The 22,455-nt window shown below is 72.0% G+C and carries 21 protein-coding genes; 11 read left to right on the top strand and 10 right to left on the bottom strand.

What is annotated here, in order from left to right:
* The first annotated feature begins 163 nt into the window (after positions 1 to 163).
* The 3 genes from OV090_RS35370 (at position 164) to OV090_RS35360 (ending at position 4,511) form a co-directional block, all read left to right on the top strand.
* Positions 164 to 1,618, top strand: a complete 1,455-nt coding sequence (locus OV090_RS35370; protein WP_267709120.1) for an outer membrane beta-barrel protein — start codon at positions 164 to 166, stop codon at positions 1,616 to 1,618.
* A 95-nt stretch (positions 1,619 to 1,713) separates the two neighbouring features.
* Positions 1,714 to 2,871 carry an aromatic ring-hydroxylating dioxygenase subunit alpha gene (locus OV090_RS35365; RefSeq protein WP_267709119.1) on the top strand — a complete coding sequence of 386 codons (1,158 nt, stop codon included), beginning with the start codon at positions 1,714 to 1,716 and terminating at the stop codon, positions 2,869 to 2,871.
* 206 nt (positions 2,872 to 3,077) lie between these two features.
* Complete coding sequence (locus tag OV090_RS35360; RefSeq protein WP_267709118.1) at positions 3,078 to 4,511, top strand: ferritin-like domain-containing protein; 1,434 nt, start codon at positions 3,078 to 3,080, stop codon at positions 4,509 to 4,511.
* 107 nt (positions 4,512 to 4,618) lie between these two features.
* Here the strand turns inward: OV090_RS35360 and OV090_RS35355 are convergent, their stop codons facing one another.
* Positions 4,619 to 6,055: a pectin acetylesterase-family hydrolase gene (locus OV090_RS35355; protein WP_267709117.1), complete on the bottom strand. Its 1,437-nt coding sequence runs from the start codon at positions 6,053 to 6,055 to the stop codon at positions 4,619 to 4,621.
* A 337-nt stretch (positions 6,056 to 6,392) separates the two neighbouring features.
* Between OV090_RS35355 and OV090_RS35350 the strand changes: the two genes are divergently transcribed.
* Entirely contained in the window at positions 6,393 to 6,839 is a 447-nt protein-coding gene (locus OV090_RS35350) for a hypothetical protein (RefSeq protein WP_267709116.1), read from the top strand.
* 88 nt (positions 6,840 to 6,927) lie between these two features.
* Here the strand turns inward: OV090_RS35350 and OV090_RS35345 are convergent, their stop codons facing one another.
* The gene (locus OV090_RS35345) at positions 6,928 to 7,605 is read right to left on the bottom strand and encodes a glutathione S-transferase N-terminal domain-containing protein (RefSeq protein ID WP_267709115.1); all 678 of its coding nucleotides are present in this window, start codon (positions 7,603 to 7,605) and stop codon (positions 6,928 to 6,930) included.
* A gap of 62 nt (positions 7,606 to 7,667) precedes the next feature.
* On the opposite strand from OV090_RS35345, the gene OV090_RS35340 reads away from it, so the two are divergent.
* Entirely contained in the window at positions 7,668 to 8,603 is a 936-nt protein-coding gene (locus tag OV090_RS35340) for a LysR family transcriptional regulator (protein ID WP_267709114.1), read from the top strand.
* A gap of 249 nt (positions 8,604 to 8,852) precedes the next feature.
* Here OV090_RS35340 and OV090_RS35335 read toward each other — a convergent pair whose 3' ends face one another.
* The 5 genes from OV090_RS35335 to OV090_RS35315 form a co-directional block, all read right to left on the bottom strand.
* Entirely contained in the window at positions 8,853 to 10,340 is a 1,488-nt protein-coding gene (locus OV090_RS35335) for a hypothetical protein (RefSeq protein WP_267709113.1), read from the bottom strand.
* A 266-nt stretch (positions 10,341 to 10,606) separates the two neighbouring features.
* Positions 10,607 to 11,764, bottom strand: a complete 1,158-nt coding sequence (locus OV090_RS35330) for a pyridoxal phosphate-dependent aminotransferase (RefSeq protein ID WP_267709112.1) — start codon at positions 11,762 to 11,764, stop codon at positions 10,607 to 10,609.
* A 59-nt stretch (positions 11,765 to 11,823) separates the two neighbouring features.
* Positions 11,824 to 12,444: a 16S rRNA (guanine(966)-N(2))-methyltransferase RsmD gene (gene rsmD / locus OV090_RS35325; protein WP_267709111.1), complete on the bottom strand. Its 621-nt coding sequence runs from the start codon at positions 12,442 to 12,444 to the stop codon at positions 11,824 to 11,826.
* 74 nt (positions 12,445 to 12,518) lie between these two features.
* Positions 12,519 to 13,487: a peptidase MA family metallohydrolase gene (locus OV090_RS35320; protein ID WP_267709110.1), complete on the bottom strand. Its 969-nt coding sequence runs from the start codon at positions 13,485 to 13,487 to the stop codon at positions 12,519 to 12,521.
* Complete coding sequence (locus tag OV090_RS35315; RefSeq protein WP_267709109.1) at positions 13,484 to 14,242, bottom strand: hypothetical protein; 759 nt, start codon at positions 14,240 to 14,242, stop codon at positions 13,484 to 13,486. Before OV090_RS35315 ends, OV090_RS35320 begins: the two co-directional genes overlap by 4 nt.
* 993 nt (positions 14,243 to 15,235) lie before the next feature.
* Between OV090_RS35315 and OV090_RS35310 the strand changes: the two genes are divergently transcribed.
* From OV090_RS35310 to OV090_RS35300, 3 genes are all read left to right on the top strand, one after another.
* Complete coding sequence (locus OV090_RS35310) at positions 15,236 to 16,186, top strand: ribulose phosphate epimerase (RefSeq protein ID WP_267709108.1); 951 nt, start codon at positions 15,236 to 15,238, stop codon at positions 16,184 to 16,186.
* 233 nt (positions 16,187 to 16,419) lie between these two features.
* Positions 16,420 to 16,542: a hypothetical protein gene (locus tag OV090_RS35305; RefSeq protein ID WP_267709107.1), complete on the top strand. Its 123-nt coding sequence runs from the start codon at positions 16,420 to 16,422 to the stop codon at positions 16,540 to 16,542.
* Positions 16,539 to 16,703, top strand: a complete 165-nt coding sequence (locus OV090_RS35300; RefSeq protein ID WP_267709106.1) for an HPF/RaiA family ribosome-associated protein — start codon at positions 16,539 to 16,541, stop codon at positions 16,701 to 16,703. The genes OV090_RS35305 and OV090_RS35300 overlap by 4 nt, the downstream gene beginning before the upstream one ends.
* A gap of 94 nt (positions 16,704 to 16,797) precedes the next feature.
* Here the strand turns inward: OV090_RS35300 and OV090_RS35295 are convergent, their stop codons facing one another.
* Entirely contained in the window at positions 16,798 to 17,043 is a 246-nt protein-coding gene (locus OV090_RS35295; protein ID WP_267709105.1) for a biotin/lipoyl-containing protein, read from the bottom strand.
* 394 nt (positions 17,044 to 17,437) lie between these two features.
* Here OV090_RS35295 and OV090_RS35290 point away from each other — a divergent pair, with 394 nt between their 5' ends.
* The gene (locus OV090_RS35290; protein ID WP_267709104.1) at positions 17,438 to 17,974 is read left to right on the top strand and encodes a hypothetical protein; all 537 of its coding nucleotides are present in this window, start codon (positions 17,438 to 17,440) and stop codon (positions 17,972 to 17,974) included.
* A 342-nt stretch (positions 17,975 to 18,316) separates the two neighbouring features.
* A complete protein-coding gene (locus OV090_RS35285; protein WP_267709103.1) occupies positions 18,317 to 19,450 on the top strand; it encodes a hypothetical protein in 1,134 nt (377 codons plus the stop codon).
* A gap of 112 nt (positions 19,451 to 19,562) precedes the next feature.
* Here the strand turns inward: OV090_RS35285 and OV090_RS35280 are convergent, their stop codons facing one another.
* Together OV090_RS35280 and OV090_RS35275 are read right to left on the bottom strand one after the other, a co-directional pair.
* The gene (locus OV090_RS35280) at positions 19,563 to 21,137 is read right to left on the bottom strand and encodes a hypothetical protein (protein WP_267709102.1); all 1,575 of its coding nucleotides are present in this window, start codon (positions 21,135 to 21,137) and stop codon (positions 19,563 to 19,565) included.
* 269 nt (positions 21,138 to 21,406) lie between these two features.
* A complete protein-coding gene (locus OV090_RS35275) occupies positions 21,407 to 21,697 on the bottom strand; it encodes a tetratricopeptide repeat protein (protein WP_267709101.1) in 291 nt (96 codons plus the stop codon).
* Between the two features lie 164 nt (positions 21,698 to 21,861).
* Between OV090_RS35275 and OV090_RS35270 the strand changes: the two genes are divergently transcribed.
* Positions 21,862 to 22,434, top strand: coding sequence for a hypothetical protein (locus OV090_RS35270; protein WP_267709100.1), 573 nt, complete (start codon positions 21,862 to 21,864; stop codon positions 22,432 to 22,434).
* Positions 22,435 to 22,455 lie beyond the last annotated feature (21 nt).

Here is a 22,455-nt window from a genome sequence, read left to right as displayed (position 1 = left end):
CCGGGGCCTCGGCGCGGATCCGGGGCGTGTGACGGCGCGCGCATGGGCGATCTCCCCGGCGGCGGGCGAGGTCGCGGGGTCCTCGGCGACCGGGCCCGGGGCCCCGTCGGCGACGAATTGGCGTCGGGGCGCGATCTGGCCGCAGAATGGGGCGGCGACCGCCATGAGCCCGACGATCCTCAGCCTCGCCTCGCTCGTCCCGCTCGTGCTCGCCGCGCCGGCGGGCGAGTCGGCGGGTGAGTCGGGCGCGCTGGCGTTGCCCCCGTGGACGCCGACGCCGGCGATCGAGGTGCGCGCCGAGCCGACGTCCGAGCCGCCGGAGCCGGCGAGCGAGCCGGCGTCGTCGGCCGCGCCGGCCCCCGCGCGAGGACCGGCGCCGGTGGTGCGGTCCGCGAGCGCCCCGGCGCCCGCGCTCGTGCCGGCGGAAGAAGATCGCGTCGAGGAGGCGCTGCCTGGCACCGACGCGGCGGCGGTCAACAACCCGGCGTTGGCGGCCGGTGAGCACATGGACCCGCACCTGCCCGGCTTCAAGCCGTGGGAGGTCGGCGGCTTCATCGACGTCAACTACAGCTACAACAGCAACAACCCCGACAACCACGTGTACCGCGGCACCAGCGTGCAGCCGCGCACCGGCGAGTTCTCGCTCAACCACGCGGTCGCGTACATCCGCCGCGACGCCATCCCCGGCAAGTTCTCGCCGCTGTTCGAGTTCGCGGCCCAGGGCGGTCCGGCCGCCGACGCGCTGGTGGCCTACGAGCCGAACCCGGGCGGGGCCAACGGCAAGTTCGCCGGGCCGGAGGTGTGGAAGCACCTCTCGCGGGCCAACATCGGCTTCCGCAGCCGCCACGGCACCGAGGTGGTGGTCGGCCTGCAACTGAGCCCGGTCGGCATCGGCGTCCACTGGAGCCCGTACAACTGGAACTATACGGTCACGTGGCAGCTCAACAGCGTGCCGTACTACCTGTCGGGGCTGAAGCTGGCGCAGACGATCCGCGACAAGCACCAGGTGCAGCTGTGGATCGTCAACGGCTGGCAATTGCTGGCCGACAACAACAAGGCGCCGAGCGTGATGCTCGGCTACACGTTCACGCCGAGCGACAAGTTCAACCTCGGCGAGTACGTGTGGATCGGGCCGGAGCAGGCCGACATGCGCCCGCGGGCGTGGCGGCTGTTCTCCGACACGCAGGCGACCTACAACACCGAGCGCTTCGGCGTCGGCGCGCTGTTCGACGTCGGCGCCGACCCGCGCACCGACCTGCCGCTGTCGCCGTGGCAGATGTGGATGAACGGGGCGGTGTTCACCCGCTGGCGCGTGCTCGGCAAGCTGCGCACGTGGGACATGGCGCTGCGGCCCGAGTTCTTCTGGGACCGCGACGGGCGGATGTTCGGCGTGCCGCAGACGCTCGTCTCGGCCGCGTTCACCAACAACGTCCGCGTGTTCAACAACCTGCTCGTGCGCCTCGAGTACCGCTACGACCACTCGACCAGCCCGACCGGGTTCTTCTACCGCGGGCCGGCGATCATGGACGGCGGGCCCGGCCTCGCCCGCGATCAGCACACGATCTTCTTCTCGGTCGCCGGGGTGTTCGCGCACCGCTTCGGCGGCAAGCGAGGTTGACGCCGGCGCGGGTCCGATCGCCCGCTGTGACGCTCGCGCCCGCGGTCCGCGGGTCGGTTCGACCGCGCGGGGGACGTCGACTATTCTCAGCGCCGATGGACGCCTCCTCGCTCGTCGCCCCGGTCGATCCGTCCGCGCTGGCTCAGGTGCTGCGGCCGTTCGGCGAGGGCGAGGGCCTGCCGCGCGACGCGTACGTGTCGCCGGCGGTGCATCAGTGGGAGCTGGGCGCGTTCCTCGACGACGCGTGGGTGTGCGTCGGTCGGGCGCAGGCGCTCGATCAGGTCGGCGCGCAGCGGGCGATCCGCGCCGGGCGCGAGGGTGTCCTGCTCGTGCGCGACCGGTCCGGCGAGATCCGCGGCTTCTTCAACGTGTGCCGCCACCGCGCCCACGAGCTGGTCCAGGTCGGTGAGTGCGTGCGCGGCGGCCAGATCCGCTGCCCCTATCACGGCTGGGTCTACGAGCTCGACGGGGCGCTGCGCGGCCAGCGGCGCGAGCCGGAGCCGCGCGGGCTGGTGCCGGTGCGCGTCGAGATCTGGCGCGGCTTCGTGTTCGTCAACCTGTCGGGCTCGGCGGTCCCGCTCGCGCAATGGCTCGGCGACCTCGACGCGCTGACCGCCGCGCACGACCTCGAGTCGCTGCAGATCGCCGCGACCCACAGCTACGAGCTGGTGGCCAACTGGAAGCTCGTGGTCGAGAACTACCACGAGTGCTACCACTGCCCGCTGATCCACCCGCAGCTGTGCCGCGTCAGCCCGCCCAACAGCGGCCAGAACTACGCCGGCGCGGGGGCATGGATCGGCGGGCCTATGGAGCTGATGGGCGACGTCGAGACGATGTCCTTCGACGGCAAGAGCGGCGCCGCCCCGCTGCCGCGGCTGTCGCCCGAGCAGCGGCGCAGCGTGTTTTATTACGGGCTCGGCGCCAACCTGCTGCTCAGCCTCCACCCCGACTACGTGCTGACGCACCGGCTCGAGCCGCTCGCGCCCGACCGCACGCGCGTGGAGTGCCAGTGGTTGTTCCACCCCGACGCGATCGCGGCGCCGGGGTTCTCGCCGGCCTATGCGGTTGACTTTTGGGACATGACCAATCGGCAAGATTGGCGCGCGGTCGAGAGCGTGCAGCGCGGGGTGTCCTCGCGCGGCTTCCGGCCCGGCGTGTTCGCCCCGCGCGAGCAGGCGGTCTACGAGTTCGTGACCCGCGTGGCCCGCGGCTACCGCGACGGCGGCTGGGCCCGGTCGCCCGGGACGGCGTAGCTCAGGCCGGTGGCGATCGCCGGGGCCGCGAGTCCCCGCGGCGTGGAGGGGACGCCTCACCCTGTCCCTTCGGACATGTCCCGTGACGAGCGCGAGCAGCGGCGACGCGGCGAGCGACGCCCCGGTCGATCGCGTTCGCGCGGGCTGCTCGCCTTCGGGGCAGATCGGCCCCCCGCGGCCCGCCGAGCCGGCTATCCTGCCGCCACATGCGAGACCGCCTCCATACCGTGTTCACCGCGTCGATCGCCGCCGCCCTGGTGTCGACCGTCTCCGCCACCGGCTGCGAGAAGAAGTCGACGGTCCAGCCCGAGCCGGCGCCGACCGACAGCAGCGCGCCCGCCGAGCCGCCCGCCGAGCCCGCCGAGCCGCCCGCGCCGGAGACGCCGCCCGGGCCGGCTGCGGCCGACTTCGCGGGCGACACCTGCGATCCGGCCGCGCTGATCGCCCGCTTCGGCGAGGCGAAGCTGGCCAAGTCCTACGATTACGTCGAGCTGCGGATGTCGCAGCTGCAGCCGGACAAGGGCGAGCAATGGAAGGTGCTGAACTCGCAGGCGGTGGCCAGCTTCGGCGAGAGCTGCAAAGATCCGAAGACCGCCAAGGCGTGCACCAAGGCGCTCGCCAAGGCGACCTCGCCCAACTCGTTGTTCCCGCCGGGGGCCGGGCGCATGCCGACGTCGACGTACCTGGTGGTCCAGTCCGGCGCCGAGGTGGCGACGATCACCACCCGCGCCGAGGCCGTGGCGTTCTTCGGCACGGTCGACGCGCCCGTCGAGGCGATGTTCCTGACCACGCTCGACGGCTACGTCCCGCTGTGCGACGCGAGCAAGGCGCGCGAGGTCGAGGGCGGCTACGAGCTGCTGGCCAAGAAGAACTTCAACGAGTGCCTCAACCAGTTCCACGGCCATGTGGTGACGGTGAAGGGCGAGACGGTGACGTCGCAGACCGAGGTCGATCTGACCAAGCCTGACGAGGGCTGCGCGGTCGCAGGGCGCCGTCCCGAGGGCTTCCGCCCGGCGCCGCGGACCGAAGGCAGCGCGCTCGTGGCCTACCTCGACGAGATGCATCACCTCGAGGCGGCCAGCGTGCCGGCGTTCGAGCGTCTGGCCCGCGAGCTCGCGCACCACGGGGCCCCGGCGGCGCTGGTCGAGCGCGCCGAGGCTGCGGCGCGCGACGAGGTCCGCCACGCGGCCGGCTTCGCCGGTCTGCGTGAGCGGCTGGCGGCGACCGACTGCGCGTCGCCGGCGCTCGAGGTGCCGGCGGAGGTGCGCTCGCTCGAGGCGCTGGCGCTCGAGAACGCGGTCGAGGGCTGCGTGCGCGAGACCTTCGGCGCGCTGGTGGCCCGCTACCAGGCGTCGGTGGCCGCGGACGAGCCGCTGCGCCGGCTGTTCGCCGCCATCGCCGAGGACGAGCTGGACCACGCGGCGCTGGCGTGGGACGTCGCGACCTGGCTGAACGATCAGCTCGACGAGGCCGCCCGCGCGCGCGTGCACGCGGCCGAGGCCGCCGAGCTGGCGCGCCTGACGGTCGCCCTGGCGACCACCGAGCCCGACTCGGAGGTCTCGCGCCTGTGCGGCGTGCCGAGCCCCGCGATCGCTACCGCGATGTTCGAGCGCTGCAAGGCGTCGCTCTGGGCGGCCTGATGCGATCGCCGCTCGTGGGAATGGCACGAGCGCTTGCTGACGGGCGGGGAACGAGCCCCGCCCGTCTCACAGGCGGTGAGCGATCGCTCGGTCCGGGCCTGAACGGCTCACGGCGCGACGTGGGTCGCGGTGCCGGCGAGGAGATCGGCGACCCAGTCGCGCATCAGGGTGCCGTCGATCTCGGCAGTGTAGAAATTCTGCGTCAGCCAGGTGTGCTGCGCGCCCGACGGGTAGAAGGTGCCCCAGGTGCCGGCGGGCTCGCTCATCCAGTCGTCGCGCAGGTCGGCGAGGCCTTCGGTGAACGTGGCGCCGCTCATCTGGCCGCCGGCGCACTCGTTGAGGCCGAAGCCGAAGAAGTAGCGGATAGTCTGGTCCTGCAGCGCGGAGATGAGGCCGAGGCGCTGGTCGGCGTACTTCTCCCCGAGGTATTTAATTACATTGGAGATGCCGCCGCCGTCGGGGTTGAAGCATTCACCGCAATCGGCCGGCAGGGTGTCCTCGAAGTTCCACAGGTCGCGCCACTGCTGTTGCAGGCAGGGGGCCATGAACTCGTCGGACATGACGGGGCCGGAGTCGTCGATGAGGGTGACTGCGCGGTCGGGGAAGGCCTCGGCGATCCGGTCGTAGTTGAAGGCCGAGCCGAAGCCGCCGGCGCTCTCGCCGGTGACGAGCACGTGATCGACGCTGTCGACGAAGGTGGGGACGATGCGCTCGAGGTAGGCGGTGACGTTGTGGTAGCCGACGAATTGCTGCGGGTCGGCGAGGCCCGGGATCACCACGTCGTTGCGGGCGCCGGCGTGGACGTCGCCGGAGCAGTACGGGACGAACACGGCGCTCCAGTCGAGGACCGGGTTGGCGGGCTCGTCGGGGTCGAAGATGCCCTTGCTGCCGACGTTCTGGACGAAGTTGTTGTAGCTCCCGACGCCGAAGGTCTTGATGTTCTGGTTGCAGGTGGCGGCGTTGAAGCAGGCGCCGCCGCTCTGGAAGTAGATCATCAGGCCGGGCGCGGTGCCGTAGCGCACTGCGATGCCGGTGGTGCTGCCGTCCCGGCACAGCGACTCGGGGAACGGCACCCACTGCCACTCGCCCGGCGGCGCGTCCGGCAGCGGCTCGCCGTCCCACGGGGAGGGCTCGCCGGTGGTCTCGGTGTCGGTGTCGCCGGTCGAGGTCGAGGTGGTCGAGGTCGAGGTCGTCGAGGTGGTGGTGGTGTCGACGCCCTCGGTGGTGGTGGTCTCGGTGGTGGTCGAGGTCGTGGTGGTGGTGGTGGTGTCGACGCCCTCGGTGGTGGTCGCGTCGGTGGTGGTGGTGTCGACGGTGGTCGAGGTCGAAGTCGAGGTCGAGGTCGTGGTGGCGTCGGTCGTCCCGGTCGTCGAGGTGTCGGTGGTCGGAGGGTCGGTCGTCTGGGCGTCGGTGGTCGGGCCGCCGGTGCTCGTCGTGGTCGAGGTGTCGCTCGCCGTCTCGGTCTCGGTGACGCCGCCACCGGGGTCCTGGCAGGCGAACAGCGCGAAGCAGGTGGTCGACAAAAGGGAAGCGCGGCGAATCATCGCGCCAATCTAGGCGAACCAGCGCGGCCGTCGCATGCGGGATCGCCGGGGTCTGCCGTTGCGAAGCTGTCGCCTCGACGGTCTCGACCGCGGCCCACGACGGACAGCGCAGGGTCGAGGCCGCTCGCGAGGGCGCGAGCGATCGCGGCGCGCGTCGCGAGATGTCTCTTGAGACATGTGATGGATCGACGGCCGCCGGGCCGCCGCGAGCGGGGCGGCGTCCGCTCTGGTGCGCTCGCAGGCGTGCCTCGATTCTTCCTGGCCCATGAGACAGGCGATCTCCGAGGCGGCGGTCGGGCGCGGCGTAACTTCGCCCGGTGGGCGGCGTAGTCCCGCCATGCCCGTCCGTCGCGCCGCTCTCGCGGGGTCCGTCGCCGTCCTCGCCGCTTGCAGCAACCAGAACCCCGAGAGCGCCGAGGCGCTGTGGGACGAGCTGCAGGCGGCCGAATACCAGGAGTGGGCGCGGGCGCCCGGCTACGAGGGGCGCACGCCGAGCGCGACCGTCCACGGGGCCGAGGTGGAGATCTTCATCAACGAGGTGGTGGTCGAGGCGCTCGCCGGCGGGCCGCTCGCCGCCTGGCCGGACGGCGCGATCGTGGTCAAGGACGGCTTCATGGCCGGCGAGCCGCACATCGTCGTGGCCATGCAGAAGCGCGGGGACGCGTGGTTCTTCGCCGAGTACGAGACCAGCGGCGAGGTCGTCTACTCCGGCGACCCGCACGCCTGCACCCGCTGCCACGACGACGGCAGCGACGGCATCCTCGCGTTCGACCTGCCGCGCTGAGCTGTCCCCCGGGACATCCTCGCCGCGCGCGTGGCCTCGTGACGGTCACGACAGCGTGACACGGGCTCGTAGATCTGTCGCTCCGCGGTCAGGACGCGGTCGCTTCGCGCGGACGCATGAACGCGGGCACGGGTCGGCCGTGGCGCGCGAGCAGCTCGCCGTACAGCTTGCGCTCGGCGTGCAGGGCGGCGGCGACGCTCGGCCGCGCCTGCAGCCGCTGCAGGTAGGCGACCAGCGAGGGCCACTTCTTGAGGTCGATCGGGGTCGCGACCGACCATGTCAGCACCGTGGCGAGGTAGGCGTCGGCGACGCTGAAGCGGTCGAGCAAGAACTCGCGGCCGTCGAGGTGGCGCGCGAGGTAGTCGAAGCGCGACAGGCTCCTCTCGAGCACCCAGCTGCGAACGGCGTCGGGCGCCTCGCTGCCGAGCAAGGGCGCGTACACGCCCTTGTGCAGCTCGGCGCCGATGAAGCTCAGCCACTGCTGCAGGCGGACCCGCTCGGGGTCGCCGGCGGGCGGGGCGAGGCCGGCGGCCGGCAGCGCGTCGGCGACGTACTGCAACACCGCGGCGTTCTCGGTGATCAGCCGACCGTCGTCGGTGCGCAGCGCGGGGACGAGCCCGAGCGGGTGGATCTCGCGGTAATCGGCGCCGTCGCGCGTGCGCTTGGTCGGGGCGTCGACCTCGACGTACTCGAACGACGCGCCGGCCTCGAGGAGCGCGATGCGCGTGGCCACGGAGCAGGAGAGGGGTGAACCGTAGAGCTGCATGGCGGAGAGGATGGCGCGCGTCGCCATATGCGTCCAACGCATCCTTGGTATAGAGTCGATGCGTGACACGCATTGCCACCATCCCGCGCCCGCGCCTCGAGCTCCGCGACCTCCAGGTGGTCCTCGCAGTGGCCGCGGCGGGCACGACCGCGGCGGCGGCCTCGACGCTGCACCTGTCGCAGCCGGCGGTCAGTCGGGCGCTGCTGGCCGCCGAGGACCGGCTGGGGACGCGGCTGTTCGAGCGCTCGCCGCGGGGGCTGCAGGCGACGGCGGCGGGCGAGCAGGTGGTGGCCGGGGCGACGCGGCTGCTCGCCGAGCTGGTGGCGCTCGAGCGGAGCGTGCGAGCGCCTGCGGTCCGGCCGACGCGCGTGCGCCTGGTGTGCGAGTGCTACACGGCCTATCACTGGTTGCCGACGGCGATCGCCGAGCTGGCCGCGCACTCGCCCGGCCTCGAGTTCGCGCTGGCGGTCGAGCACACGCGCACGCCGGTCGAGGCGCTGATCGCCGGGACCATCGACGTCGCGCTGCTGACCACGGGGGAGGTGCCGCCGGGGGAGATCGCCACGCAGCCGCTGTTCTCCGACGAGATCGTGTTCGTGGTCGCGCCGACGCACGCGCTGGCGCGCAAGCCGACGCTGTCGCGCGACGATCTGCGAGCGGCGCGGCTCATCACCGGCGAGACGCCGGAGGCGGAGACGCGGTGGTTTTTGCGGCGGGTGTTCGGCCGCGGCCGCCTGCCGGGCCGCGCGCAGCGGTTGCCGCTCACCGAGGCGATCCTCGACGTCGCCCGCGCCGGGATGGGCGTGGCGGTCCTGTCGGAGTGGATGGCGGGGCCGCACCTCGGCCGCGGCGATCTGGTGGTCAAGCGGCTGTCGTCGGGCCCGCTGCGTCGACCGTGGCGCATGGCCTGGCGCCGCGAGGCCGAGGAGGCCGCCCGCTGCCTGCTGGCGGCGCTCAAGGCCGCGGCGCCGTCGCTGCGCCGCGGCGAGCGGGCGTGACAGCGGCGAAGCGTGAGCGAGGCAGCCCGAGGGCCGAGGTGCGGATGAACGCGAACGGGGCGGGCCAGAGCGAGGCGCAATCAAGCGCCGCCGAGTTTGAAAGGCACGCCGTGACCGCGGACCGCGTCGCGGAAGGCCGACCCCCTCGTCGTGAAGGATGCGTCTCCGAGGTTCACGGCCCCGCAGCGACCGCGGGTGCGGCGTCGCAGCAGATCGACCCCATCGTAGCGAAGCACGCGTCGCCGAGCCTCACGGGCACGCCGTGACGGTGGGCGGGGCGTCGCGGTAGGTCGACCACATCGTCGCCACGAAGTCGTTGCTGGCGCCACCGCCGTCCTCGACGTCGCCGGCGACCCAGCGGTCGACGTAATCGAAGAAAGCGTCGTGCGCCCAGGCGGTCTTCGCGTCCATGGCGTGGATCGCCAGCGCCTCGCCGACCCAGGTGTGCGACGTACAACAATTGCGGTAGTCGGTGCAGCCGTCGACGAGGCCGGCAGGGTCGCGGCAATCCTTCGCGCCGGCGTCGCAGTCGCCGCCGTACTGGCAACCGTTCGGCAGGTAGCAGTCGTCGTCGCAGGCGCGGCCCCACAGCGCCTTGTCGCCCTCGCCGTAGTAGGTCATCTCGTCCTCGTTGCCGATGTCGGTGCCGGGGCTCGCCATCGCGGCGTCGCCGAGCAGCGTGCCGGCGAACACGATCGGGAACTTGCGGCCGTTGCTGTGCCCGCCGTTGGCGTCCCAGTTGCCGCCGGCCTGCAGCACGCCGTAGTTGTCGATCCCGAGCTGCACCAGCCGCCGCGCCAGCTCCTGCTGATCGGGCGTGTCGAGCAGCACGTAGGCCGCCAGAGTGGCGACGATGTCGCCGACCTCGCGGCCGTAGCAGTACATGTTGAGCGTCGCGCAGCCGTGCTGGATCTCCCAGGTTCGCAGGTGATCCACCCACGGCCGCTCCACGTGGCGCAGCAGCGCGGTCGGGTCGGGCGTGTCGGCCGGCGGGGTCAGCTTCGGCAGCGCGCTCCAGCACACGTCGCCCGCGCGATGGAGCGGCTTGTCGGCGCCGGAGTAGGGCGGGCGGAACGCGTCGGCCGGCGGGGCGGCGGCGACGACCGTGAGGATCGCCTGGGTGGCGACAGGTCCGCGCTGACAGTCGCCGTCGTAGGTCATCCAGCCGTCGCTGTTGCCCTGCTGGCACTCGGGCTCCTCGGGGTGGCTGATGGACGAGACGAGCGAGTGCGTGCCCTCGACCGCGAGCGGGAAGCTGACGCGCAGGCCGTCGGCGTGGTTGCCGGCGCGGCTGTCGTAGTCCTGCGAGCCGACCGGGTCGAGCATCGAGCCGTTGCGGCCCTCGGCGGGCGCGGGATCGACGGAGACGATGGTGACCGGGCCGACGACCCACCAATCGCCGGTGGCGAACTGGCCGACTGGACGCGGCGCGTCGAAGGTCCAGGTGATGCCGTACTGGGTGACGGACATCTGCAGGTTGTCCGGGGCGCCGGTGGTGCTGGTGGGCTCGGGCCCGGTGGTGCCGTCGGTGGTCGGTGCGGGCTCGGTGGTGCCGGGGTTCCCGGTGGTGGTGGTGAGGTCGCCGCTGGAGGTCGTACCCGTGGTAGTCGTGGCGTTCGGCTCGGTGGTCGACGCGGCGGACGAGGTGGTCGCGGCTTCGGTGCCTCCGGAGCCGCCCCCGCAGGCGAGGGCGAACGAGCAGGCGAGGGCGCAGGTCACGACGAGTCGGCGATCCATCGCGGCATTTTATAAATTTTATTAAAGAGCCGCGCCGGCGATCAGGCGTCGGGTGCGAGCCCCTGGATCGTCGGTCGCGCGGGGTCTCTTCGCCCCAGTGTGCGGCGGTGGCCCCGAGGGCTGCGCGGGCGTGCACATGTCTCTCGGGGCAGGGTGATGCCCGCAAGAGCAAGATGTCCCGAGGGACATCTCAAGAGTAGCCGAGCGCTGCGGCGTGGATGTCCCGAGGGACAGGCTGCAGCGCGGATGTCCCGAGGGACAGGCGCTCACTCGCGCGGCGGCGGCAGGCCGGCGAGGGCCTGGCCGAGGCGCTGGACGCCGTCGCGCAGGGTCTCGTCGGCGGCCGCGTAGGACAGGCGCAGGTGGCCGGGGGCGCCGAAGGCGGTGCCGGGCACGGTGCCGACCAGCTTCTGCTCCAAGAGCCATGTCGCAAAGGCAATGTCGTCGGCGAACTGGGTGCCGGGGCCGATGTGGCGCGAGACGTCGCAGAACAGGTAGAAGGCGCCGTCGGGGGCGACGATGTCGAGGCCGGGCAGGGCTCCGAGGCCGGCGAGCATGAACTCGCGGCGGCGGGTGAACGCGGCGTGCATCTCCTGCACGGCGAGCTCGCAGCTCGGGTCGGTGAGGGCGGCGAGGGCGGCGATCTGCGACACCGTGGCGGCGCCGGAGGTGACGTGGCCCTGCATGCGCGAGGCGGCGGACACGACGTTCGCGGGGGCCAGCATGAAGCCGATCCGGTAGCCCGTCATCGAGTAGCTCTTCGACACGCCGTCGACGACGACGATCTGCTCGGTGACGTCGGCGAGGGTGGTGATCGCGCTGACGTGTTCGAAGCCGCCGTAGACCAGGCGGCGGTAGATGTCGTCGACGAGCAGCCAGCAGTTCGGCGCGACGCGGGCCATGACCTCGCCGAGCTCGCGCAGCAGCGGGGCGGGGTAGCCGGCGCCGGTCGGGTTGGTCGGGTTGCCGAGCACGATGAAGCGCGTCTTCGGGGTGAGCGCCGCCGCGAGCGCCTCGGGCTGCAGGCGCCAGCCGTCTTCGCGATGCGTGGGCACGATCACCGGCACACCGTCGCCGAGGCGCACCATGTCGGCGTACGAGACCCAGTAGGGGGCGGGGATCACGACCTCGTCGCCGGGCGACAGCGTGATCATGAACAGGTTGGCGAGGCTGTGTTTGGCGCCGCACGACACCAGGACCTCGCCGCGGGTGACCGGGCGGCCGTGGTAGCGCGCGAACTCGGCGGCCACGGCGTCGCGCAGGGCGGGCAGGCCGGGCACCGGCGCGTAGTGGACCGGGCGCGTGCGCACGTAGTCGATGACGGCTGCGGTGACGCCGGCCGGCGGGTGGAAGTCGGGCTCGCCGGCGCTGAAGTCGAGGACCTCTTTGCCCTGGGCCTTGAGCTCCTTGGCGCGCGCCGACATCGCCAACGTCGGCGACTCGCTCAGCGCCTGGGCTCGTGCATTGGTCTCAAGATCGCGCCTTAGCACTGCTGTGGGCCCCCGTGGTCGTAGTCTTTAGTATGGCGGAGGAACTCGACGGCCGTCTGGCCGTAGTGCCGGGTCGTCTCGACGACCAGGCCCTGCGGCCACGCGGGCGGCCTGCGCCCTCCAGCGCGGTCATATTCGCATACAAGCGCGGCGCTTTCAGCCAGCCAGCCGCCGGCGATCAGCGCAGGCAGCACCGCGGCGAGCACGGCCTCGGTGTCGTCGTAGGGCGGGTCGATGAACACGAGGTCGTAGGGACCTGCGAGCTCCGACGCGCCCGCGCGCGCGGAATGTCGGCGCAAGAACGTCGCCGCGTCGCCGTGCCAGAGGTGCGCGCGCTCGCCGAGCGCAAGCTCACGGATCTGAGCCTGCAGGTAGCGCGCGACCGCGGAGTGTTGCTCGACCAGCGTGGCCCGCGAGGCGCCGCGGCTGAGGGCCTCGAACGCGAGCGCGCCCGAGCCGGCGAACAGGTCGAGCACCACCGCGTCGCGCAATTCGTGCTGCAGGCGGTCGAAGATCGCTTCACGCACGCGCGCGCCGGTCGGGCGCAAGCCGGGCACAGTCGGCAGCGACTTCAACACCCGCCCGCGCAGGCTCCCTCCGCTGATCCGCTGCACGCCCGGGCATATACCGCACGTCGCGCCGCGCGCCCAGTGCTCCGCGTCGACCTGTCCCGAGCGACAGGTGAAGCTCAGGCCGCGAACGGCGCACGCAGCGCGGCGTCCTCGGCCTCGAGGCGGGCCCAGCCCTCGCGGAGGTGGCGGCGGCGGCGGACCGCGGCGACGAACACCAGCGGGAACGCGAGCGCCATCGGCAGGCCGTCGCCGCTGACGATCGGGAACCACATGAAGCGACCGGTGAGGCCGCTGCGCCACTCGGTGTCGAGCTCGGCGAGCGTGCGACCGAAGCCGTTGACGAACGCGGCTTCGAAGTTCTTGCCGTGCTTGACCTGCGCCAGCGCCTGCCGCAGGTCGGAGCCGTCCTCGTCGCGCCAGCGGAGGAAGTTGACGAAGTCACGCGCGGCCGCGTAGCTGATCGTGGCCGTGATCGCGTCGGTGCTGCGGAAGTTCTGCTCGAGCTGTTCGAAGTGCGGCACGCCGGACCCGAAGATCGCGCCCGCCAGAGTCTGGCTGCGCATCAGATCGATCTCCTCGCCGAAGCTCTCGGCCACGCCCTCGTGGAACCACCGCGGCAGCGCTGCGCCGCCGGTGGCCCGGTACAGCGCGACGTGGGCCATCTCGTGGCGCAGCAGGCCGTCGAGGTCCGTGAGCGAGCCGTCGGGGGCGTGGGCTGCGATCGCGATCTCGCCGGTCGGCGGGTGGGCGACGCCTGCGGCCCACTGCGGCATGCCGGTGCCCTCGGCGATGCGGCCCGAGTGCGAGACGAAGTGGATCGTCAGCGAGTCCTCGAGGTCGCCGGCCAGCGCGTGCTCGATCTCCGACCAGGCTCGCGGGATCTCGCGGGCCACCGCGACCGCCTCGTCCTCCAGGCGCGGGTCGTAGCGGAGGGTGACGCGGCCGACGTGCATCTGCGACGTCGCGCTCCCCAGGGACCAGCCCACCGGGCGGCTCACGTCGGCCCGGGCGGCCTGCGGCGCCACGAACAGGAACAACAACGCCGCGAGGAAGAGGCCGAGCGCCGCGCGCCAGGGACGGGTCATGGACTGACTGTGAGCACGACGATCTCACGGCGCAAGCTGGCCGCGACGACGACGCCGATGGCCAGGCCCACGGCCAGGATCGCCCCGCCGACGATGAGACCCGTCCTCACCTTCGGACCCAACCGGGTCCGCCGCCGCTCCTTCGCCCCGTCGCGGACCAGCGACTCGTGCTCACTCCACAGCGCTGCGATCAATTCGGGGTGGCTCGCGGCGTCGCCACCGCGGACGCCGAGCGCCCGGTCGAGCCGGCAGTCGTGCGGGAGCAGCACCGGGTCGGGGCGATCGGCGAGGTACTCGACGAGGATCACCAGGTCGTCGCGGCGCTCGCGGCACACGTGCTTGCCCTCGCCCACGCCCGCGCGGAGGCGGCGGACCTGGGTCCTGGGGGCCGCCGAGGCCCGCGCCGCGCGCTCCAGCGCGTCGACCAGCGCGACCTCGGGCTTCGTCCCCGGCGCGGTCGGGCCGAGCCCGACGGCCACGGTGATCGCCCCCTCTGGCTCGCCGAGGCCGGCCCCGGGGGCCAGCGACTGCGGCGGCGGCGGAGCTGGCCCTTCGGCCCTGGCCTCGGGGACCTGTGCCGAAGAACCTGTGCCGGAGGACATGTCTTCAGAGACAGCAGGCTCGGCGGGCGGCTCGACGGGCTGCGCGGCCGGCCGCTCGGGCGCCGCGGGCACGGGCACCTCGAGCGGAGCGTCGACGGGCCGCAGGTCGGCCGCGCGCGCCGGCGCCGGCAGGGCGACGAGGCCTGCCAGCACGAGCGCGCCGCATCGCCGGGCCGTCCGCATGGGCGCCGGTTCTTGCGCGTCCGCGGGCGCGTGTCAACGGCGGCGAAGTCATGCGGCCGGCGGGAATGACCGGGCAGCGGTGGTGGTAGTCGTGCCTCGCCGCGGCGGAGGCAGGCGAGCCGCCGGCGTGCGTCGCGGTCCGGGCCGCGGGAGAATGACGCGTTCGCCAGGTACGGTGGGCGCACGAGGCCGGTCGGGAGAGATCGGTGAGCGCCGCACGAGCTCGTTCGGCGAGCTGCCCGGAGCACGGGAGGATGACCCTCGCGAGGTGCCGTGGTGGCGGCGCACCTGTCTCGAGGAGCTCGTCATGTCGCCGTGCGCACGACGAGCGTCGCGCGTCGATGACCGAGTCTGGGTCGCTCGGGCACCCTTTGAGTCGGTGCCCATCCTTTCGCCATGAAATTCCGGGCGGCTCGACGCGGCGGTCGCCACCTTCGCGTGCGCGGCGGTCCACGCCTTCGTCGCTGCTCCCGAAGTGCCGCGGTTCACCGCGCTGTGCGTGTGGCCCTCGGTGACCGTCGTGCGCGTCGGCTTCGCCGCGGCCGCGTGGTCGGAGGCTGCACGGTCCGCGGCGATCTTCGCCGCTGCGCTGCTCGACCTGACGCCGGCCATCCGCCTGCGTGCGCGAGCTGCCGCAGTGGAGCCAGTTCTCGCTGTTTGCAGGTCTCGCCATTCGCGGACCTGGGCCGTGACGGCAGGTCGACCTGGCGTTCGGGGCCGACCGACCGGCGCGAACCGAACACCGTCAACCTCGCCGGCGGGCGCCCACGAAGCTGCGATTCGCATCCGGGAGGTTCGCGACGACGTTCTGCATCCCAGGGGCAAAAGTTTCACGAGCGAGCGGTACAAAGATGAGAGAAAGACCACTCGACTGTTGCAGCGGCTTTGACGGTTATGGCATCCTCGGGGGATGGACGGGGCCTGCTCGATGGCGCCCCTCCCGGAGGGGAAGAGATGCGTTTGATGTCCAATAGATTGATCTCGTGTGCGCTCGTCAGCGCGCTTGTGTCGGCGTGTGGCGACGACGGCGGCAAGGCGACGGGTGCCACCAATCCGAACCCCAACACCACCAACAACGATACGACCTCCAGCGGGACGGAGGGCGATACGTCGACGGGTGGTCCTGACCAGACGACCTCGACGACGTCGACTACGACGCCGGGCGAGCCGACCACCACCGGTACCGGCGGAGACAGCAGCACCACCGACGGGTCGTTCATCACGCCGCCCGACGGCGGCGGCGGCACCAAGGAGTGCGATCAGTGGACGCAAGACTGTCCCGAAGGACAGAAGTGCATGCCGTACTCGGGCGACGGCGACAACGCGTGGGAGTCGCTGAAGTGTACGCCGGTGATGGAGAACGCCGGCCAGGTCGGTGACCCGTGCACGGTCGAGGGCAGCGGCGTCAGCGGCATCGACAACTGCGACGAGGGCAACATGTGCTGGGACGTCGTCGACGGCGTCGGCGTGTGCGTGGCCCTGTGCATCGGCTCGCCCGACGCGCCCGACTGCGCCTCGCCGATGGCCTCGTGCCTGATCTCCAACGACGGCGTGCTGACGCTGTGCCTGCCGTTCTGCGACCCGCTGCTGCAGGACTGCGCCGGCGACGACCTGTGCATCCCGAACCCGCAGAACCCGGACGCGTTCCTGTGCGTCCTCGACGCGTCGGGCGAAGAGGGCCAGGAGTACGACGCGTGCGAGTACATCAACGCGTGCGACAAGGGCTTCACGTGCGCCAACCCGGAGGTCGCCCTCGAGTGCGATACGATGGCGATCGGCTGCTGCATCGCCTTCTGCGACGTGACCGAGGCGGGCATCTGCACCGGCCAGAACGCCGAGTGCCTGGCCTGGTACGAGGAAGGCCAAGCGCCTCCGGGGTTCGAGAACGTCGGCTTCTGCGGCATCCCGCAGTAGGCCCGACTGCTGCTCGCTCGTGCGGGCTCCGGGAGCTGCCACGGTCCCGAGAAGCCCGCGCGTGAGAGGCAGAGCGCCCGACGGTCGAGCACCGCGGGCCGCACCCGAATGGCCCCTCGGTCCCCTCGCGGGGGCCGTGGGGCCTCTTCGCTGGGTCCATGAGGTCGTGGTCGCGCTTTGCTCGGGCCTCGTCCCCCTTGAGCTTCCGCCTCTCTCCCGGCATCTTCGGGGCGATGGACATCTTGATCGAATTTCGCCACCTGGAAGAGACCCCGGGCGTCAAGAGCTACGCGTTCGAGAAGGCGGCCCATCGGGAGGAGTTGCTGCCGCAGGGAAGGAGCACAGCACGAAGGTGACTGTGATCCTGTCCCGCTCGGACGACGGGTTCGTCGCCGAAGTGCAGGCCTCGTCCGCCAGCCACAGCTATCACGCGACCGGGGTGACCCATGATCTCTACCCTGCGATCGACGAGGCGCACGACAAGATCAAGCGGCAGATCCGCGATGGGCAAGCCTGAAGCGGGGTCAGGCAAGAGCACGGCGGGCTGACCGCGCCGCCGTCGGCTCACCAGGTTCCGCGGCGGCGACTTCCGGGCGGGGCCGGAGGTGACGTCAGCCGGTGGCGGTCTCGTCGATGCGGCAGAGCAGCCCTTGCTTGGGGACCACCTCACCTGGCGCGGCGACGATAGCGGTGATGACACCATTCGTCGGTGAGGGGATCTCGACGTAGGCCTTCGACGTCGAGACCTCCAGCAGGGTCTGATCCCTGGTCACGTATTGGCCTTCACGCACGAACCACTGCGACACTGTTCCCTCGGCAACGTCTTCGCCCAGCTGCGGCATGACTACGTCGATCATCGATTCTCGCTCCCGACTGTTGGACGTATATACCGCCTAACACGCTCGCCGGCTGAACTAAAATCGGTCGGCGTCGCAGCGCGGAACGACGCGCGCGCTCGCGTGGGCGCTCTTGGGCGCCCGTGGGCGCCCATCGTCCATCTCGTGCATCCATACGCGCCCGCAGGCCGCCTGAGGCACAGGCCTTTTGAGGCTCCGCGACCGCTTCATCTCGAGAGCACGTCGGTCTGCACGCATGGCGAGAATGATGAGGTGGGCAACGAGGTCCGCGCGATGGTCGGCGACCGCATCGGCAAGCGGGCTGCGCTGACGTCGAAACCGGCGCAGCTTCGGTCCGTGTCACGCGCGATCGACTTCGCTGACCGCGCGGGGCCGACATGCTAGGCTCGGCGGCATGCATAGCCTGCGATATTTGACCTGCAGCGCCCTCGCCGCGTTTGCGCTCGCCGCCTGTCCATCCAAGTCCCAGGACACCGACACCGACCCGTCCACGAGCGCGCCGACCGGTACGACCACTGACGCCACCGAGGGCGTCACGAGCACGACGACGACCACCGGCACGAGTTCGTCCTCGGTCACCGAGCCGGCGACGACGACGACGACCGACGCGACCACCGACACGACGACGACGACCACCACCACCGGTGGGATCGAGCCGGGCGGCGCCAATCCGTGCGGAGCGTGCGCAGAGGGCGAGTACTGCTATTGGCAGCCCGCCGAACAGCCGGAATGCGCAGACACTCAGTGCAAGGCGATCCCGCAGGAATGCGCGGACTGCTTCGCGGCCCCGCTCGAGTGCGACGGCGCCACCATGATGTCGTGCGCGTCGAGCCGCTGCTACATGGAGCTGTTCGAGAAGGTCGAGCTGGCCGACGACGGCGTCGTCGTCGTCCACTGCGGCTTGTGGGCCGACACCGGCTGCGGGAGCTGAGGCCCTCGGCGCGGGACGATCCGCGAGGCGTGTCCGGCCGCGCGATCGTCTCGCCACCGGCGCAGCGTTCGCGCGTGGTGTCCACCGCGACTGCGCGAGGTCTGCCGCGGCGGAGTTGCCGGCCGAGCGTCGACTGCGCCCGGTGCGGGGGGAGTGCTACGAAATGGGTACGACACCGCAGGGGTGCGAGAACGTCGGCGTGGGCGGGCGCTGCCGGGCGTCGCGCGAGTGGCCGTCGCGCGGCCCGGCGAGCTGCGAGTGGGGGGGGCGCGCGCGGACGCATGCCCGGCGCGACCGGCGAGCTTGCGCTGCGACGGCGATGGAGCGACGCTTTGGGGGCCCATGATCATCGAGCTCGAACGCGGCAGACAGGCAACCCTCGATCAGATCCGCGACCTCGCGGTGCGCTTCGGCAATCGTGTCGAACTGAGCGAGGGCACGGGGGTCTACGACACCGTCCACATCATCGGCGACAGCCGCGAGTTCGCCAGCCGCGAGAGCTACATCCTCGGCCTGCCCGGGGTGCGCGCGGCGTGGCAGCCGACCGGCGGCTACAAGAACATCGCCCGGGTCGTCCGCGGCAACGAGGGCAAGGCGCTGCACCGCGAGCGGCGGGTGGTCGAGGTCAAGGGCCTCGACGGCAAGGCGCGCCGGTTCGGCGGCGGCAACGGCAAGCACATCTTCGTGTGCGGCCCCGACTCGCCGCAGACGCTCGAGCAGACGCTGGCGACCGCGCGGATGGCCCGCGAGGTCGGCGAGAAGTTCGGCATCCTCGACCGCGTGATGCTGCGCGGCGGCGCGTTCAAGCCGCGCACGCGGCCGACCGACTGGCGCGGCCTCGGCATGAAGGGCATCGCCATCATGGACGCGGCCCGCGAGGAGACCGGCCTGCCGTACGTCACCGAGGTGATGGACCACAACCTGGTCGAGCAGATCGGCGCCCACGCCGACATGCTGCAGATCGGCACCCGCAACGCCCAGAACTTCGACCTGCTGGAGTCCGTCGGCCGCTTCGGCAAGCCGGTGATCCTCAAGCGCGGGTTCGGCAACGAGGCCGAGGAGTGGTTCTACTCGGCCGAGTACATCGCCAACCAGGGCAACCTCGACATCGTCCTGTGCGAGCGCGGGATGAAGACGCTGTACACGAAGGGCGGCTACTGCCGTAACCAGCCCGACCTCAACGCCTGCACCCACGCGCGCAAGCAGACGATCCTGCCCATCATCTTCGACCCCAGCCACGTCGCCGGCGACCACCGCATCGTCGCCGAGAACCTGATGGCCGCCTGCGGCCACCTCGTCGACGGCTCGATCACCGAGACGGTCCACACCGAGGCGTGGCGCCGCGAACAGCTGTGCGACGCCGGCCAGGCGCTGGTGATGGACCAGTACTCGATCCTCGTCGAGGCCGTGCTCGAGTACGAGGCCCACGTGGCGCCGAAGATGAAGTCGATCCTCCGCATGCTCGGGACCGACTGAGGCGGCCGCTCCTTCGCGTGCGCGAAGGGGCATGTGCGAAGGGGCATGTCCGCGAGGGCATGCCCCTTCGATCATGTCCGGAGAGACAGATGGCGGGCCGCGGCCCGGGGGGCTACGACAGCGGCAGCGCGAACGACAGCGCGACGGGGGCGCCGGTCAGCGCGGCGGGGAAGGAGGCGCCGATCTTGAGCGCCGGGCCCGACTCGCCCTGGACGATGGCGGCGCCGAAGCGGGGGCGCAGCGGCGTGCCGGGCAGCAGCATCAGCGCGGCGGCGTGGGTCACTGCGTCGGCGGCCTGCTCGGGGCTGGCGCCGGCCGGCACGCGCCCGCGCACCCACAGCGCGAAGCGGACGGTGCGACCGACGAGCAGCTGACCGGCGAGGGTGGTGGTCTCCTCGCTGCGGTGGACGGTCGGTGTGCCGGCGAGGGTCAAGAGATCGCTCTGCTGCGGGCTGGCGAGGGCGACGAGGCCCTGGCGCGCCAGGGCCAGCTGGTCGTCGGCGGAGCACGGCGCGGCGGTGCCGATCGGGATGTCCTCTTGGCCATGTTTGAACGACCGGGTCGCCGGCGCTCGCAGGTCGGCGTCGCGGCCGAGCTGGGCGAAGGTGCCGCCGAGCCGCAGGCTGGTGGCCAGCAGAGCGGCGACGGCCAGGGCGGCGCCGCCGGCGACCACGCGCTCGCCGGCCGGGGTGGTCTCGGCGGCCAGCACCGGGCCGTTCACCGCGAGCGCGAGCCAGCGGCTGGCCGGGTCGTCGCGCAGGGCGGCGAACTCGTCGCCGAGGTCCTGGGCCGCGATCGCGGCAGTGTCGGCGCGCCCGAGGGCCAGCTCGGCGCACACGGGGGCGTGCAGGTCGGCCGCGACCTCGGCCAGGGCGGCGGCGTCGGTCAGGCTCGTCAGCGGGTCGAGCAGGAAGATCGCGTCGGGGCGGGCGAGCGGGTCGAGCTCGGCGAGCTCGGCGAGCGCCGCGGGCAGACGGGCGGCGTCGACGTCGAGCAGCTCCACGTCGAGATCCTGGTCGCGGGGACATTGCCCCAAGAACAGCCGCAGGGCGCGCCAGCGGAGCTCCGCGGCGCGCAGGGTCGGGTCGGCGAGCACCGCGGTGGCGGCTCGCGCGAGCGCGGCCGACAGGACGGCGTGGGCGGCCCGCGACGGCTCGGCGGCGCCGCCGGCCGGGGTGCTCTGGACGCTGCCGCGGACGACCGCGTCGATCGCCGAGCTGGCGGCGCTCTTCGACGGGGCCGAGCCGCGAGCCAGGAGCTCCTCGACGAGGTCGCCGCCGCCCGCCTGGGCGGGCTTCTCGGACGGCGGGGCGAAGCAGGCCGCGAGCTCGGTGTGCAGCGGTCCGCGGCCGGCGATCCGGGCGACGGTCGTCAGCAGCTCGTCGCTGCGCGGCCGAGCGCTGGGGGCGACCAGCCGCTCGCGCAGGCGGTGCAGCTCGCCGAGGCTCTGCTGCACGACCTCGGCGACCGAGAAGTCGCGGAAGCGGGAGAACTTGGCCTTGATCTTGAGCTCGCCGGCGGCGCCCAGCGCGGGGCCGACGTCGACGTCGAGCGCGAGCGACGACTGGGTCAGCCGCTCGGCCAGGTCGGCCAGCAAGATCCGCCCGCGCCGCCCGCTGGGCCGCGGCGACAACGGTCCGGCGACGAGGAAGCGGAGGCGCGGCGCATTGGAGGTCGAGGGCTGCATCGCACGCACGCTACCCAAGCCGCAGGGCCCGCGACAATGCATGTCTCCGCGCGGCGCGATCGCGCCGACGCAGGGCGACGCGCGCGAACGCGATCGCCACGCGCACGCGCGACGGCCTGCGCGCGCATGAGGCGTGCGAGCCCGCGAGTCGGGAGGCTGTGGCCGGGTGCGGGTCCGGGTTCATGCGCGCGAGCGGGCGCGCATCCTCTCGCGGACGCGGCCGCTGCGGCGCGACTGACTACTGTCTCGTGTGTCGCGTGTCTGCGTGCTCAGCGGAACACGCGGGCGCGGGCGCGCGCCAGCACGCGGTGGGCCTCGTCGAAGATCTCGCCGAAGTTGCCGGCGAGGTTCGACAGGGCGATGGCCTGCTCGGCGCGACTGATCGCGGCGGCGTAGCGGCCGAGCTGGCACAGCTCTCCGGCGGCGCTGCTGTGGAGCCCTGCCAGCGACGGGTGAGAGACGCCGAAGCGGGCTTCGATCCGCGCGATCGACTGTTCGTAATGCGCGAGGGCCGCTCCATGATCGAAGGAGTGGAGCATCTGGAGGGAGGGAGCCGTCACGAGGGAATTGCTAGCTCGGTCATGGCCCTCGTCCGGTCACTGCCCAGCAGCGTCGTCGCGACAAGGTTTGTCGTGGTCGCGCATGCGAGGCCCGTTCATGTGCGTAAGACGCGCCAAGGACGAGGGGCGCCATCGCCGCCTCGGCCGGGATATCCTCCGCGCCCATGACGAAGCTCCGCCATTTCCGCCGCCTCGCCCTCGTGTTCGCGCTCGCCGCTGCTCCGCTCGCTGCCACCGCTTGCAAGCCGTACGCGGTGGTCCAGCAGTCGGGGCCGCCGTCGGCCCTCAAGGGGGTGACGAACGTGACGGTCGGCTTCGACTGGTCGAAGGTCACCGTGCTCGACAAGGCCAGCGAGGCCGAGTACCTGGCCGAAAAGACAGCCGAGGAGCGGGCCGACTTCGCCAAGATCAAGCAGGAGACCGACGCGGCGATCCTCGAGGGCATGCGCGATCGCGGGATCAACGCCGCGCCCGCGGCCGCCGATGCCGCGCCCGACCTCGTGGTCTCCTACATCCACGTGACGACCGGCATCTATACGCCGGTGTACAGCGTGCCGTCGAAGCTCCAGGCCCGCTTCTCGTTCCAGAAGGACGGCAAGGTCACCGACGTGATCGACACCAAGTCGATGGTCGGCGCCAGCCTCACCACTCCGTCCGATCATCAGCGCATGGAGATGGCCGGCCGCAACGTCGGCAAGTCGGCCGCCAAGTACGTCTCGGACGCGCAGGGCAAGTGAGGCCGCGGGGGCGCGCCGCCT

Source organism: Nannocystis sp. RBIL2, from assembly GCF_026626745.1.
Lineage (GTDB): Bacteria > Myxococcota_A > Polyangia > Nannocystales > Nannocystaceae > Nannocystis.
This window is presented reverse-complemented; position numbering and strand designations above follow the sequence as displayed.

What these genes read in the sequence shown, in the direction of transcription:
- OV090_RS35370 (WP_267709120.1), top strand. Translation starts at nt 164, where the DNA reads ATGAGCCCGACGATCCTCAGCCTCGCCTCGCTCGTCCCGCTCGTGCTC.
- OV090_RS35365 (WP_267709119.1), top strand. Translation starts at nt 1,714, where the DNA reads ATGGACGCCTCCTCGCTCGTCGCCCCGGTCGATCCGTCCGCGCTGGCT.
- OV090_RS35360 (WP_267709118.1), top strand. Translation starts at nt 3,078, where the DNA reads ATGCGAGACCGCCTCCATACCGTGTTCACCGCGTCGATCGCCGCCGCC.
- OV090_RS35355 (WP_267709117.1), bottom strand. Translation starts at nt 6,055, where the DNA reads ATGATTCGCCGCGCTTCCCTTTTGTCGACCACCTGCTTCGCGCTGTTC.
- OV090_RS35350 (WP_267709116.1), top strand. Translation starts at nt 6,393, where the DNA reads ATGCCCGTCCGTCGCGCCGCTCTCGCGGGGTCCGTCGCCGTCCTCGCC.
- OV090_RS35345 (WP_267709115.1), bottom strand. Translation starts at nt 7,605, where the DNA reads ATGCAGCTCTACGGTTCACCCCTCTCCTGCTCCGTGGCCACGCGCATC.
- OV090_RS35335 (WP_267709113.1), bottom strand. Translation starts at nt 10,340, where the DNA reads ATGGATCGCCGACTCGTCGTGACCTGCGCCCTCGCCTGCTCGTTCGCC.
- OV090_RS35330 (WP_267709112.1), bottom strand. Translation starts at nt 11,764, where the DNA reads ATGTCGGCGCGCGCCAAGGAGCTCAAGGCCCAGGGCAAAGAGGTCCTC.
- OV090_RS35320 (WP_267709110.1), bottom strand. Translation starts at nt 13,487, where the DNA reads ATGACCCGTCCCTGGCGCGCGGCGCTCGGCCTCTTCCTCGCGGCGTTG.
- OV090_RS35310 (WP_267709108.1), top strand. Translation starts at nt 15,236, where the DNA reads ATGTCCAATAGATTGATCTCGTGTGCGCTCGTCAGCGCGCTTGTGTCG.
- OV090_RS35305 (WP_267709107.1), top strand. Translation starts at nt 16,420, where the DNA reads ATGGACATCTTGATCGAATTTCGCCACCTGGAAGAGACCCCGGGCGTC.
- OV090_RS35295 (WP_267709105.1), bottom strand. Translation starts at nt 17,043, where the DNA reads ATGATCGACGTAGTCATGCCGCAGCTGGGCGAAGACGTTGCCGAGGGA.
- OV090_RS35290 (WP_267709104.1), top strand. Translation starts at nt 17,438, where the DNA reads ATGCATAGCCTGCGATATTTGACCTGCAGCGCCCTCGCCGCGTTTGCG.
- OV090_RS35285 (WP_267709103.1), top strand. Translation starts at nt 18,317, where the DNA reads ATGATCATCGAGCTCGAACGCGGCAGACAGGCAACCCTCGATCAGATC.
- OV090_RS35280 (WP_267709102.1), bottom strand. Translation starts at nt 21,137, where the DNA reads ATGCAGCCCTCGACCTCCAATGCGCCGCGCCTCCGCTTCCTCGTCGCC.
- OV090_RS35270 (WP_267709100.1), top strand. Translation starts at nt 21,862, where the DNA reads ATGACGAAGCTCCGCCATTTCCGCCGCCTCGCCCTCGTGTTCGCGCTC.